Source organism: Streptomonospora nanhaiensis, assembly GCF_013410565.1.
Lineage (GTDB): Bacteria > Actinomycetota > Actinomycetes > Streptosporangiales > Streptosporangiaceae > Streptomonospora > Streptomonospora nanhaiensis.
The window spans coordinates 5,563,069-5,576,757 of the sequence record NZ_JACCFO010000001.1; the positions used below are offsets into that span (position 1 = coordinate 5,563,069).

Here is a 13,689-nt window from a genome sequence, read left to right on the forward strand (position 1 = left end):
CACCGCGCTCCGCGTGAGAACAAACACGCTGATACCGGGAATGCCGTCGGGTGCCGCGCGGCCGGCCCGGGTGTCCGTCCAGGTAGCGGCGGGGTGTTACGGAGCGTACGGGGCGGATCAGGCCAACGAAAGGCGGCGAATGGTACACCCGATCGCGGCGGAGTCAAGGCTGGGCCCGCTCGCCCCGCTACCCTGTGAGGTGCCCCCAGCCGCCCCGCCCGCCCCGTCGACCCCTCCCGCCCTGCCCGCCGCACCGGCACCGCGCCGCCGCCCGGCGGCGGGTGCGCGTCCGTGCTCCCGACGATGATCGACGTGCCTATGCTGCTGCCCGCCATCCTCGCGCTGCACGCCGTGGTCGCCGTGCTGCTGCCGCCGCTTGTACGCCGCCTCGGCCCCCGCGCCTTCCTGGCCGCCGGAGTACCCCCGGCGGTGTCGGCGGTGTGGGCGCTGTCCCAGGCGCCGGCGATCGTGGCCGGGCACCCCGCCACCGCCGAACTCGCCTGGGCGCCCGCGCTGGGGATCGGGCTGAACTTCCGCGTCGACGCGCTGTCGCTGGCCATGATCGTGCTGGTCAGCGGTATCGGCGCGGTCATCTTCTGCTACTGCGCCGCCTACTTCCACCAGGGCGAGCGCGGGCTGGGCCGGCTGGCCGCCGTGCTGGTGCTGTTCTCCGGCGCCATGCTGGGCGTGGTCACCACCGACAACCTCTTCGCGCTGTATGTGTTCTGGGAGCTGACCTCGGTCACCTCCTTCCTGCTGGTCGGCCACGACGACCGCAAGGAGCACGCGCGCCGCGCCGCCACCCAGGCGCTGGTCACCACCGCCGGCACCGGCCTGCTGATGCTGATCGGGTTCGTGATGCTCGGCCACGCCGCCGGCGACTACAGCGTCTCCGGGCTGGTGGCCGACCCGCCCGACGGCGGCCCCTGGCTGACCGTGGCCCTGGTGCTGGTGCTGGCCGGGGCCTTCGGCAAGTCCGCGCAGGTTCCGCTGCACTACTGGCTGCCCGGCGCCATGGTGGCGCCCACCCCCGTGAGCGCCTACCTGCACGCCGCGGCCATGGTCAAGGGCGGGGTCTACCTGGTGGCCCGGCTGGCGCCCGGGTTCGCCGACGCCGAGCTGTGGCGGTGGCTGGTGCTGGGCTTCGGCCTGGCCACCATGCTCGTGGGCGGCTGGCGGGCGCTGCGCCAGGACGACCTCAAACTGCTGCTGGCCTACGGCACCGTCAGCCAACTGGGGTTCCTGGTCCTGCTGGGCGGCACCGGCACCCAGGTCGCCGGCGTGGCCATGATCGCCATGCTGCTGGCCCACGGGTTCTTCAAGTCCGCGCTGTTTTTGACGGTGGGGATCATCGACCACCAGACCGGCACCCGCAGCATCAGCCGGCTGACCGGGCTGGGCCGGCGCATGCCCGTCCTGGCCGTGGCCGCGACCCTGGCGGCGGCGTCCATGGCCGGGCTGCCGCCGCTGATCGGGTTCGCCGGCAAGGAGGCCGCGCTGGAGGCGTTCGTGCCCGGCGCCGCGCCCGCGCCCGGTCCCCAGGGCGCGGCGGTCATGCTGACCGGCCTGGTGCTGGGCTCGATCCTCACCTTCGCCTACAGCGCCCGGTTCGTCTGGGGCGCCTTCGCCGACAAGACCACCGTCTCCGAACGCGGCTTCCGCCCGCCCTCGGCGGCGTTCGCGGCCGCGCCGGTGGTGCTGACGGCGGTCAGCCTGGGGCTGGGCCTGGCCCCCGCCCTGGCCGACCCCCTGGCCCAGGCCTACGCCCACGATCTCCCCGCCGGCCACCACGCCTACCACCTGTCGCTGTGGCACGGGATCACCCTGCCGCTGCTGCTGACCGGCCTGGTGATCGCGGCGGGCGCGCTGATGTTCCTGCGGCGGCGGGCGGTGAGCCGGCTGCAGAACCGCATGCCGCGCTGGCCCGATGCCGAGTACGGCTACCACCTGTTCGTGCACGGCGTCTACACCGTGGCGCTGAGCGTCACCCGGCGCACCCAGAGCGGGTCGCTGCCCGTCTACCTGGGGATCATCCTGGCCACCATGCTCGTGCTGCCCGGCGCGCGCCTGGCGGCCGGGCTGATCACCGGCGAGATCGCCGTGCCCGGGGTCGAGGGCGCGTTCCGGCTGTGGGACAGCCCGCTGGAGCTGCTGGTGGCCGCGGTGGTCGTGGTGACCGCGGTCGCCACCGTGCGCGAGCACCGGCGGTTCCCCGCCCTCATCCTGCTCAGCGTGCTCGGGTTCGGCATCGCCGGGATGTTCGTGCTGCACGGCGCGCCCGACCTCGCGCTCACCCTGGTGCTGGTCGAGACCCTGACCACGATCATCCTGGTGTTCGTCCTGCGCCGGCTGCCCACCACCTTCAGCGTCCGGCCCAACGGCTGGGCCAAGCGGCTCACCGTGCTGCTGTGCGCCGCGGCCGGAACCTTCATCTCCCTGGCCCTGTGGGTGATGACCGCCGCGCGCACCGACGCGCCCATCTCCCAGGGCTACACCGACCGGGCCGACGAGGCCGGCGGCGACAACCTCGTCAACATCATCCTGGCCGACTTCCGGGCGCTGGACACCCTCGGCGAGATCGTCGTGCTGGCCACGGCGGCCGTGGCCGTGGCCTCCCTGGTGCTGCTCAACCGGCGCAGCCGGGTGGTGGACGAGCCCGCCGCCGAGGTCTCCGTCGAGGCCGAGGAGCAGGCCCAGTTGGCGGCCGCCGAACAGGAGCACGCCGACGCCGCCCACGCCCAGGCCGAACCCGCGCTGGGCCAGGGCGCGGAGCCGGCGCGGGCGGCCGGCGCCGAGGCGCGCGACGCCGAGATGACCACCGCGCCCCCCGAGACGCGCGACTCCGGGGGCGAGCGCGGCCCCGACCGGAGCGGCGGCGCGCGGCCGGCCGACGACGACCACGAAGGGAGCGACGATGACCGACGCTGAGTCCGGCCGCCCCGCGCCCGCCGCCGGGCGGGCCGAGCGCCGCGGCGGCCCGCCCGAGGACTGGGAGGCCCCGCGCGACCGGTGGCTGAGCACGGCCGTGCGCCCGGCGTTCGGCCCCCGCTCGGTGCTCCTGGAGGTCGCCACCCGGCTGCTCACCCCGGCCATCCTCACCTTCGCGGTGTTCCTGCTGGTCTCGGGGCACGACCGGCCCGGTGGCGGGTTCGCCGGCGGGCTGGTGGCCAGCATGGCCTACGTGCTGCGCTACATCGCCGGGGGGCGCCACGAGCTGGCCGCCGGCATCCCCATGCAGCCCAACCGGCTGCTGGCGCTGGGCCTGCTGCTGGCCGGGGGCACCGCCTGCGCGCCGCTGCTGTTCGGCCGCCCGGTGCTGGAGGTCGTCAGCCACACCGTGGTGCTGCCGCTGTTCGGCAAGGTCAAGTTCGCCAGCTACCTGCTCTTCGAATCGGGGGTGTTCCTCATCGTCGTCGGTCTGGTGCTGTCCGTGGTGGCCGCCTTGGGCGCGCGGATGGAAGCCGAGGAGTACGAGGCCCGCGAACGCGGCGGCGCCTGGGGACCGGAGGAGGGCGGTGCCGCGTGAGCGCCCCCGGGTTCACCCTGGTCGTGGTCACGGCCGTGCTCTACTCCAGCGGCTTCTACCTGCTGCTCCAGCGGTCGCTGATGCGTGTCGTGTTCGGCATCCTGGTGCTGGGGCACGCCGCCAACGTCTCGCTGATGCTGACCGACCGCGCCATCACCCTGCCGCCGCTGCTGACCGAGCACGAGGGCCCGCTGTCGGATCCGCTGCCCCAGGCCATGGCGCTGACCGCCATCGTCATCACCTTCGGCGTGACCACGTTCCTGCTGGCTCTGGCCTACCGGGTGTGGCTGGGCGATGAGAACGACGAGGTGCCCGCCGACCTGGAGGACCGCCGGATCGGGCGGCTGGCGGAGCCGGAGGACTCCGCGTGAACGCGCTGCTGGCCGTCCCGTTCGTGGTGCCGCTGATGGGCGCGGCGCTGGCCCTGCTGCTGCGCGGGCGCCGGCGCCTCCAGGCGGGCGTGGCGGTGGCCACCCTGGCCGTGGTGGTCGTCGACACCGCGCTGCTGCTGGTCGCCACCGCCGACGGCACCGTGCTGACCAGCCAGGCCGGCGCCTGGGAGGCGCCGCTGGGAATCACCATCGTCGCCGACCCGCTGGCCGCGCTGCTGCTGGCGGTGTCCTCGGTGGTGCTGCTGGTGGTGCAGCTCTACGCCATCGGCCAGGACATCGGCGGGCTCAGCCGCGCCATGCCGCAGGTGTTCCACCCCATCTACCTGGTGCTGACCGCCGGGGTGTGCCTGAGCTTCCTGGCGGGCGACCTGTTCAACCTGTTCGTCGGCTTCGAGATCATGCTGACCGCCAGCTACGCGCTGATCACCCAGGCGCCCACGCGCGCCCGGGTGCGCGCCAGCATGATCTACACCGTGGTCAGCCTGACCTCCTCGATCCTGTTCCTGACCGGCATCGCGCTGGTCTACGGGCTGACCGGAACGGTCAACCTCGCCGACATCGCGGTGAAGCTGGGGTCGGCGCCGGCCGAGCTGCGCATGGTGCTGGCGCTGCTGTTCCTGGTGGTGTTCGGGATCAAGGCGGCGATCGTGCCGATGCACTTCTGGCTGCCCGACAGCTACCCGGTGGCCATCACCCGCATCTCGGCGATCTTCGCGGCGCTGCTGACCAAGGTCGCGGTCTACGCCATCATCCGCAGCCAGACCCTGCTGTTCGGCCGCGACGACATCTCCGCGGTGCTGCTGTGCGTGGCGATCGCGACCATGCTCGTGGGCATCTTCGGCGCGCTGGTGCAGGACGACATCAACCGGCTGATGTCCTTCGCGCTGGTCAGCCACATCGGGTTCATGATCTTCGGGCTGGGCGTGAACTCCGTGGCCGCGCTGGCGGGGGTGGTGATCTACCTGGTGCACCACATCGTGGTGCAGGCCAACCTGTTCCTGGTCAACGGGCTGATCCGGCAGTACGTGGGACACAGCTCGCTGCGCTCGATGCGCGGGCTGACCACGGTGTCGCCGGTGCTGGCGCTGTACTTCTTCCTGCCCGCGATGAGCCTGGCCGGTCTGCCGCCGCTGTCGGGGTTCGTCGCCAAGGTGGCGCTGTTCCAGGCGGGCGTGGGGACCGGCGGGTGGCTGGTGTACACCGCGCTGGGCGCGGGCGTGCTGACCAGCCTGCTCACGCTGATGGCCATCTTCCGGGTCTGGGCGCGCGGGTTCTGGGGCACGCCGATGCCCGACATGGTCGAGGCGCGCGAACGGCTCAAGCGGGGCGCGCACCTGGGCGGGCTGAAGTTCATGGCGGTCATGACCGGGGTGATGGTGGCCTTCGGCGTGCTGATCGCGGTCTGCGCCGGACCGCTGTCGGAGGTCGCGTTCACCGCCGCCCACGGCCTGATGAACGGCTCGGCCTACATCGAGGCGGTCCTGGGGAGTGATGCCCGGTGAGCGCGGACGAGAGGGGTGAGCGCGCCGTGGGCGAGGCGGCGACGGGCGCGGCCGAGGCGCCCGAGCGGCGCACGCCGGTCCAGCGGGTGGTGGGGCGGCTGCCGACCGTCGTGTGGCTGACCCTGATGTGGGTCATCCTGTGGGGCGACCCCAGCCCGGGCACGGTCGTGGCCGGGGCGGGCGTGGCCACGGCGTGCTACGCCGCCGCCAAGCTGCCGCACCTGCCGGTGCGGCTGCGGTTCCGGCCGCTGCACGTGCTGCTGCTGGTCGGCCACATCGTCTGGGACATGTTCGCCTCCAGCGTGCGGGTGTCGGTGCACGCGCTGTGGCGGCCCGAGCGGATGCGCGGCGTGATCGTCGAGGTGCCCATGCGCACCGACTCCGACCTGCTGCTGGCCCTGGTCACCGGCGGGCTGTCGCTGATCACCGGCAGCCTGGTGATCGAGCTGAACCGCGAGGAGGGCGTGCTGTACGTGCACGGCACCCCGATCGAGTCGGAGCGGTCGGTGCGGCAGCTGCGCCGCCAGGTGCGGCGCACCGAGAAGCTCTTCGTGTGGGCGTTCGGCACGGCCGCCGACATCGAGGAGTTCGAGCGCGAGGACCGGCTGGAGGCCGAGCGCGAGGCGCTCGGCGCGGCCGCGGCGAGCCGCGGCGCCGACGAGGGGGAGGAGCGGCGGTGAACGTCCTGGACCACGTGTACACGGTGACATTCGCGCTGTTGGGCATGTCCGTGCTGCTGACGCTGTACCGGCTGGTGCGGGGGCCATCGGTGATGGACCGGATCCTCTGCCTGAACGCCACCTCGGTGCTGCTGATCAGCTTCGTGGCGGTCGAGGTGGCGGTGCGCGGCGACTCCGCCTACATCGGGCTGGTGATCACCTTCGCCCTGCTGGGGTTCGTGGGCTCGCTCACGGCCGCGCGCTTCGCCGAGAGGAGGGCCCATGACCGCGGCTGACGTCGTCACCGCCGTCACCCTGCCGCTGGGCGCGCTGTTCGCGTTCGTGGGCACGGTGGGCCTGGTGCGCTTCCCGACCCTGCTGGGCCGGGTGCACGCGGCCACCAAGCCCGACACGGTGGCCCTGGTGCTCATCCTCATCGGCGCGGCCTGCCAGCTGCCCGACGTCCGCGTGGCGGCGCTTCTGGCGCTGGCGGCGCTGTTCCAGATGCTCACGGTGCCCGTGCTGGCGCAGACGATCGGGCGCGTGGCCTACAGCCGCGGCGAGACCAGCGAGGAGCACATGGTCGGCGACGAGCTCGCCGAGGCGCTGGAGCGCGACGACCGCCCCGAGCACCGGCCGGGCCGGCTGGACGAGCCCACCTAGGTCGAGGGCGGGCTCAGGGGCGCCAGGCGCGGTTCTCCAGGCGGCGGGGGTCGGGCGCGGCGTCGATGTAGAGGCCGTCGGCGAAGTCGTTGACCTCGCCGGCGCGGCGCACCGTGAACCCGGCGGAGGTGAGGATGGTCGCCATGGCGGTGACCATCGCCTCGCACACGGTGTCGTGGTGGCGCACGGCGGAGTCGCCGCCCGCCGCGGCTCCCGGCTCGCCGGCCGCGCCGCCCGAGCGCGCGGCGAACTCCTCCAGGGCGGGCCGGATCAGCTGCCCGTGGGCCTGCCAGCGCAGGTAGACGCCGCCCGTGGGGTCGGAGAGGGGGTCGACCTCGACCTCCACCCCGCCGCCCAGCGACGGCGGCAGGCCGGTGGTCACCGGCAGCCCGGCCATGGCCAGCTCCTCGACCGCCCTCGTGGCGATCCACTTCCACCGGTCCAGCGTCTGGGTGTCGACCCGTGCGGGCTGGGACATCGCGCTCTGCCACTCCTCGTCGCGTTGGGCAACTCAGCGGTGAGCGTACCGGGCCGCGGGGACGCGTGCGCCGAAGTACCCATATCGGACACCGCGGCGGTGCGGGGCCCGCGGGGCTGTGGACGACGTGCGCGGCGCCCGGCGGCCGTCTGGTAGCAAGGGGGCATGGTGACTCCCGCGACCACCGGTCCCGCCGATCCCGCCGGCGCCCCGGCCGGCCCGCCCTCCCCGCACGACCCCGCCCTGCGCGCGGACGCCGAGCGCCACCTGCGCGCGCTCGCGGGGGAGTCCGCGCGACTGCGCGAGGACCAGTGGCGCGCCATCCACGCGCTGGTGGCCGAGCGCCGCCGGGCGCTGGTGGTGCAGCGCACCGGCTGGGGCAAGTCCGCGGTCTACTTCGTCGCCACGGCCCTGCTGCGCGCCCGCGGCGCCGGGCCCACGGTGATCGTGTCGCCGCTGCTGGCGCTCATGCGCAACCAGATCGCCGCCGCCGAGCGCGCCGGGCTGCGCGCCCACACCGTCAACAGCGCCAACCCCGCCGACTGGGACACCGTCTACGACGACATCTCCCAGGGCCGGGTCGACCTCCTGCTCATCAGCCCCGAGCGCCTGAACAACCCCGACTTCCGCGACCGCGCCCTGCCGCGCCTGGCGGCGGGCGCCGGCCTGGTCGTCGTCGACGAGGCCCACTGCATCTCCGACTGGGGCCACGACTTCCGGCCCGACTACCGCCGCATCCGCACCCTGCTGGCCGAACTCCCCGAGCGCACCCCGGTGCTGGCCACCACCGCCACGGCCAACGGCCGGGTCACCCGCGACGTCGCCGAACAGCTGGAGATCGGCGACGGCGCCGCCACCCTGGTGCTGCGCGGCCCGCTCGACCGCGCCAGCCTGCGGCTGTCGGTGGTCGACCTCCCCGACACCCCCGCCCGCTGGGGCTGGCTGGGCCGCCACCTGGCCGACCTCCCCGGGTCGGGCATCGTCTACACGCTCACCGTCGCCGCCGCCGTCGACACCGCCGCCTACCTCGCCGACCTAGGCTACGACGTCCGCGCCTACACCGGCCAGACCGACCCCGACGACCGCCGCCGGGCCGAGGACGACCTCCTCGCCAACCGCACCAAGGCGCTGGTGGCCACCAGCGCGCTGGGCATGGGCTTCGACAAGTCCGACCTCGGGTTCGTGGTGCACCTGGGCGCGCCGCAGTCGCCCATCTCCTACTACCAGCAGGTCGGCCGCGCCGGGCGCGGCCTGGACCGCGCCGAGGCGGTGCTGCTGCCCGGCCGCGAGGACCGCGAGATATGGTCCTACTTCGCCTCGCTGGCCTTCCCGCCCGAGGACACCGTCCGGGCGGCCCTGGCCGCGCTGGCCGAGTCCGAGGGGCCGGTGTCGCTGCCGCGCCTGGAGACCCGCGTCGACCTCGGCCGCACCCGCCTGGAGCAGATGCTCAAGGTCCTCGACGTCGACGGCGCGGTCCGCCGCGTGCGCGGCGGCTGGACCGCCACCGGCGAGCCCTGGTCCTACGACTCCAAGCGCTACGCCGCCGTCACGGCGGCGCGCGAGCGCGAGCAGCGCGCCATGCTCGACTACATCGCCACCGACTCCTGCCGCATGGAGTTCCTCCAGCGCCAACTGGACGACCCCGACGCCGCGCCCTGCGGGCGGTGCGACAACTGCGCGGGGGCGCCCTTCAGCGCTGAGGTCGACCCCGAGCACCAGGCCCGGGCCGCGCGCCGGCTGGACCGCCCCGGCGTGGCCGTGGCGCCGCGCCGGCAGTGGCCCACCGGCATGGCCGCCCTCGGCGTCGACCTCTCCGGCAAGATCCCGCCCGACCGCCAGGCCGACGAAGGCCGCGCCCTGGCCCGCCTCACCGACATCGGCTGGGGCACCGAACTCCGCCGCGTGCTGGCCCCCGACGCCCCCGACCAACCCGTGAGCGACCGCGTCTTCAACGGCGTGGTCGAGGTCCTGGCGGCCTGGCCGTGGGCGGAGCGCCCGGTCGGCGTGGTGGCCATGCCCTCGGCCACCCGGCCGGCCCTCATCACCGACCTCGCCCGCCGCCTGTGCCAGGTGGGCCGCCTCGCGCCGGTGGGCGGCCTCGCCTACACCACCCCCCAGGGAATCGGCCCGCGCCGCCACAACAGCGCCCAGCGCCTGGCCCAGGTCGCCGACGCCCTCACCGTGCCCGACCCCGTGCGCGAGGCCCTGGCCGGGCTCGCCGGCCCCGTGCTGCTGGTCGACGACCACACCGACACCGGCTGGACCCTCGCCGCCGCCGCCCACCACCTCAGAGCCGCAGGCGCCCGGGCCGTCCTGCCCCTGGTCCTGGCGGTGCGCAACTAGCGCTCACCCGGCCCGCTCGGCGGCGTCCGGGGTCTGACGGCGCGGCCGGCCGTGGCACGGCGGAACCGCCGGCCCCGCAGGGGCCGGCGGTGCACCGTAGGAGGGTGGGGGGGTCAGTCGCCCAGGTCGGGGCGGGCACCGGGCTGGTGCAGGGCGCGGGCGGCCAGCGCCTGGGCCCGGGCCAGCGCGTCCTTGGGGTGCTTGCCCGCCAGCCACGGCGGCAGGAAGCCCGCGATGAACGCGTCGCCGGCGCCGATCGAGCCCGGCGAGGGCTCCACCGGCTCGGCGGGCACCGTGACCAGGTCGTCGCGGGTCTTGGACGCCCACAGGGCGCCGGCGTCGCCGAGTTTGATGACGACGTTGGGGTACCACGCCGTGAGGACCTTGGCGGCGGCCTCGGGCTCCTCGCGGCCGGTGAGCACCTGGGCCTGGTCGGTGTTGGCGAACAGCAGCCGGGTGCCGGTGGTCCAGTCGAGGAAGTTCTCGGCGCCCGCGCGCTCCAGCGGGGCGTGGGAGCCGCCGTCCACCGAGATCGACATGCCGGTCTCGCGGGCCATGCGCAGCGCCATCCGGGCCGCGCGGCGGGAGTCGGCGTTGATCAGGGTGTAGCCCGACACGTGCAGGTGGCCGTCGGGCCCGAACACGTCGCGGGGGAGGTCCTCGGGCTGCAGGCGGGCGTTGGCGCCGGGGTCGCTGAGCATCGTGCGGTCGCCCCGGTGGGTGATCATCACGACGCAGGTGCCGGTGGGGCGCTCGGGGTCCATGACCAGCCGGGAGTCCACCCCGTAGCCCATCAGCTCCATCTCGCGGGTGCGCCCGGTGATGTCGGAGCCCCGGCGGCCCACGAACGTGGTGTCGGTGCCCTCCATCGCCAGCCACGCCGCCACGTTGGCGCCGGAGCCGCCGCCGTAGGTCATGACGGAGGCCGGGGTGTCGCTGCCGCGGGCAAGCGGGTAGAACGCCCGCGCCACGCTGTCGGTCATGAGATCGCCGATCACGACCACTCGTGCCATACCGTCACCCACCACCTCGCGGCCCTGTCTCTCAGGGCCTGTGTGCGATCGTGCCCGAAGAGCCTGTGTGCTGAAAGACGTTAACAGGTTAGAGGGGGACGTCGGGTAACGAAGTGGCAGAGCTGAGTGATACCCGGCCGTTCCACGGCGTTGCCAGCAACCGCGCGCCGAGGTGAGGTCCGCCACGTCCGTCCGCGACTCGAATAGGCTCAAACCGTGCAGTCATACCCGAACCACTGGGAAGCCGACGTCGTCCTGACCGACGGCGGCACCGCGCACCTGCGGCCCATCACGCCCGACGACGCCGACCTGCTGCGCGCCTTCCACGAGCGGTTGTCCCCCGAGACGATCTACTACCGCTTCTTCGCGCCCTACCCCCGGCTCTCCGACCGCGACGTGCGGCGCTTCACCACCGTCGACTACGACAGCCGCGTCGCGCTGATCGCCACCATCGCCGACTCCATGGTCGCCGTGGTGCGCTACGACAAGGTCGCCCCGGACGAGGCCGAGGTCGCCTTCGTGGTCGAGGACGCCCACCAGGGCCGCGGGATCGCCTCGGTGCTGCTGGAGCACATCGCCGCCGCCGCGCTCGAACGCGGCGTGCGCCGCTTCATCGCCGACGTGCTCCCCGAGAACCGGCGGATGATCAACGTCTTCCGCGAGGCCGGGTACACCGCGCAGCAGTCCTTCGACGAGGGCGTCATCCGGCTGACCCTGGACCTCCAGCCCACCGCCAGCGCCCAGGAGGTCATGCGCGCCCGCGAGCAGCGCGCGGAGTCGCGCTCCATCGCCCGGCTGCTCTTCCCCACGTCGGTGGCCGTCATCGGCGCCAGCCGCACCGCCCACACCATCGGCCAGACCGCGCTGCGCAACCTGCTCGCCGGCGACTTCCAGGGGCCCGTCTACCCCGTGCACCCCACCGCCACCGCCGTGGCCGGGGTGCGCGCCTACCCCAGCGTGCTCGACGTTCCCGGGCCCGTCGACCTCGCGGTGGTCGCGGTGCGCGCCGACATGGTGCTCGACGTGGTGGACGAGTGCGCGCAGAAGGGCGTCCACGGCCTGGTCGTGGTCAGCTCCGGGTTCGCCGAGACCGGCCCCGAGGGCCTGGCCCGCCAGGAGCGCCTGGTCGCCACCGCGCGGGCCGCCGGCATGCGGGTCATCGGGCCCAACTGCCTGGGCATCGCCAACACCGACCCCGCCGTCTCGCTCAACGCCACCCTGGCCCCCTACGTGCCGCCGCGCGGCCCCATCGGGTTCTTCTCCCAGTCCGGCGCCCTGGGCCGGGCCATCCTCCAGCGCGTCGCCGAGCGCGGCATGGGCCTGTCGACGTTCGTCTCGGCCGGCAACCGCGCCGACGTCTCGGGCAACGACCTCATCCAGTACTGGCAGGAGGACCCCGCCACCAAGGTCGTGCTCCAGTACCTGGAGTCGCTGGGCAACCCGCGCAAGTTCACCCGGCTGGCCCGCCGCCTGGCCCAGCACAAGCCCGTCGTGGCCGTGCGCAGCGGCGGCTCCTCCCAGGGCGTGCCCAGCGGCCACGCCGTCGGCGCGCTGTCCCTGCCCGACTACGCGGTGACCTCGCTGTTCGAGCAGGCCGGGGTGGTGCGGGTCGACGACATCACCCAGATGTTCGACGCCGCCCAGCTCTTCGCCTACCAGCCGCTGCCCGCCGGCCCCCGCGTGGCCATCGTCGGCAACTCCGACTCCCTGGGCCTGCTGGTCAAGGACGCCTGCGTGCGCTCGGGCCTCAAGCCGCACGAGCCGGTCGCGCTGGGCCCCAACGCCACGGCCGCCGACTTCGACGCCGCCCTCACCGCCGCGCTGGCCGACGACGACGTGCACGCCGTGGTCGTGGTGTTCATCCCCGCCCTGACCCCCATCTCCGACGACGTCGCCGAGGTCATGCGCGCCAAGGCCGCCACCGCCGCCAAGCCGATCGTCACGACCTACCTGGGCTACCAGGGCCTGCCCGCAGAGCTGCGCCGCATCGGCGAGAACGGCGAGACCGCCTTCGGCTCCATCCCCTCCTACCCCGCCCCCGAGGACGCGGTGCGCGCCCTGGCCCACGCCACCCGCTACGCGCTGTGGCGCGAGCGGCCCGCCGGGCGCCACCCCGAACTCGCCGACATCGACGGCGCCCGCGCCCGCGCCATCATCGACGCCGCCCTGGCCTCGGCCGCCGAGGCCGACGAGCGGTCCGCCGAGCAGGGCACGGTGTGGTTCACCAGCGAGCCGGTGCGCCGCGAGGAGTCCGCCGCCGACCAGCAGACCACCCACGACCTGCTGGCCTGCTACGGGATCACCGCCCACCCCTACATCCCCGTGGCCACCGCCGAGGAGGCGGTGGCCGCCGCCGAGAAGCTGGGCTATCCCGTGGTCGTCAAGGCCAACGCCCCCGACCTGCGGCTGCGCGCCGGCGGCAGCGGAATCCGCGCCGACCTGCGCTCGGCCAACGACGTGCGCGGCGCGTTCACCGCGCTGGACGACCGCCTGGGCGCCGAGGCCCAGCTGGTGGTGCAGACCATGGTGGTGCCGGGGGTGCCCGTGGTCATCCGGGCGGGGGAGAACCCGTCGTTCGGGTCGGTGGTGGGCTTCGGCCTGGCCGACGCCACCGCCGAACTCCTCGACGACCGCGCGTTCCGGCTGGCCCCCCTCACCGACTCCGACGCCGCCGACCTGGTGCACGCCGTGCGCGCCGCCCCGCTGCTGTTCGGGCTGCCCGCCGGGGCCACCACGCTCGCCGAGCAGCCCGACGTCGAGGACCTCCAGCGGGTCCTGGTGCGGGTGTCGCGGCTGGTCGACGCGTTCCCCGAGGTCGCGCACGTGGAGTTGGACCCGGTGATCGTCAACGCCGAGGGCGCCCACGTGCTGGGCGCCCACGTCTGGCTGCGCGAGCCGCCGGACCGCCGCCCCGACGCCGGCCCCCGGCGGCTGCGCGGGGTGGTCTTCTAGCCCCGCCCGCCCGCCCGCGCCCGCCGCCGCCCGCGCGACGCGGCCGCGCCTCCCCCTCGGGGCGGCGCGGCCGCGGTGCCGCTCGATGCCGGCTGAAGCCGGTCGGCGCCCGTCGCGACCCGTCCGGGTCAGACGGGGTCGGGCTGCGGCTCCGGATCGGG

At 74.4% G+C, this 13,689-nt stretch carries 11 protein-coding genes; 9 read left to right on the forward strand and 2 right to left on the reverse strand.

Annotated features, from left to right (window positions below):
- The first annotated feature begins 303 nt into the window (after positions 1-303).
- The 7 genes from mbhE to mnhG are packed head-to-tail and all read left to right on the forward strand — an operon-like array spanning position 304 to position 6,742.
- Entirely contained in the window at positions 304-2,928 is a 2,625-nt protein-coding gene (gene mbhE, locus HNR12_RS24530) for a hydrogen gas-evolving membrane-bound hydrogenase subunit E (RefSeq protein WP_246425168.1), read from the forward strand.
- The gene (locus tag HNR12_RS24535) at positions 2,915-3,526 is read left to right on the forward strand and encodes an MnhB domain-containing protein (protein ID WP_179769764.1); all 612 of its coding nucleotides are present in this window, start codon (positions 2,915-2,917) and stop codon (positions 3,524-3,526) included. The genes mbhE and HNR12_RS24535 overlap by 14 nt, the downstream gene beginning before the upstream one ends.
- Positions 3,523-3,897: a sodium:proton antiporter gene (locus tag HNR12_RS24540; protein WP_179769765.1), complete on the forward strand. Its 375-nt coding sequence runs from the start codon at positions 3,523-3,525 to the stop codon at positions 3,895-3,897. Before HNR12_RS24535 ends, HNR12_RS24540 begins: the two co-directional genes overlap by 4 nt.
- Positions 3,894-5,420, forward strand: coding sequence for a Na+/H+ antiporter subunit D (locus HNR12_RS24545; RefSeq protein ID WP_179769766.1), 1,527 nt, complete (start codon positions 3,894-3,896; stop codon positions 5,418-5,420). Before HNR12_RS24540 ends, HNR12_RS24545 begins: the two co-directional genes overlap by 4 nt.
- Positions 5,417-6,100, forward strand: a complete 684-nt coding sequence (locus HNR12_RS24550; protein ID WP_308118649.1) for a Na+/H+ antiporter subunit E — start codon at positions 5,417-5,419, stop codon at positions 6,098-6,100. Before HNR12_RS24545 ends, HNR12_RS24550 begins: the two co-directional genes overlap by 4 nt.
- On the forward strand, positions 6,097-6,375 hold the full coding sequence (locus HNR12_RS24555; protein ID WP_179769767.1) for a monovalent cation/H+ antiporter complex subunit F: 279 nt from the start codon (positions 6,097-6,099) through the stop codon (positions 6,373-6,375). Before HNR12_RS24550 ends, HNR12_RS24555 begins: the two co-directional genes overlap by 4 nt.
- On the forward strand, positions 6,362-6,742 hold the full coding sequence (gene mnhG / locus HNR12_RS24560) for a monovalent cation/H(+) antiporter subunit G (RefSeq protein WP_179769768.1): 381 nt from the start codon (positions 6,362-6,364) through the stop codon (positions 6,740-6,742). The genes HNR12_RS24555 and mnhG overlap by 14 nt, the downstream gene beginning before the upstream one ends.
- Before the next feature lie 13 nt (positions 6,743-6,755).
- Here the strand turns inward: mnhG and HNR12_RS24565 are convergent, their stop codons facing one another.
- A complete protein-coding gene (locus HNR12_RS24565) occupies positions 6,756-7,220 on the reverse strand; it encodes a hypothetical protein (RefSeq protein ID WP_179769769.1) in 465 nt (154 codons plus the stop codon).
- A 165-nt stretch (positions 7,221-7,385) separates the two neighbouring features.
- Here HNR12_RS24565 and HNR12_RS24570 point away from each other — a divergent pair, with 165 nt between their 5' ends.
- Entirely contained in the window at positions 7,386-9,563 is a 2,178-nt protein-coding gene (locus HNR12_RS24570) for a RecQ family ATP-dependent DNA helicase (protein WP_179769770.1), read from the forward strand.
- Between the two features lie 113 nt (positions 9,564-9,676).
- On the opposite strand, the gene HNR12_RS24575 is transcribed toward HNR12_RS24570, so the two are convergent.
- Positions 9,677-10,567 (reverse strand): sugar kinase, encoded by an 891-nt coding sequence (locus tag HNR12_RS24575; RefSeq protein WP_179770885.1) that lies wholly within the window; start codon positions 10,565-10,567, stop codon positions 9,677-9,679.
- Between the two features lie 225 nt (positions 10,568-10,792).
- Between HNR12_RS24575 and HNR12_RS24580 the strand changes: the two genes are divergently transcribed.
- Positions 10,793-13,528, forward strand: a complete 2,736-nt coding sequence (locus HNR12_RS24580) for a bifunctional acetate--CoA ligase family protein/GNAT family N-acetyltransferase (protein ID WP_179769771.1) — start codon at positions 10,793-10,795, stop codon at positions 13,526-13,528.
- Positions 13,529-13,689: the final 161 nt, after the last annotated feature.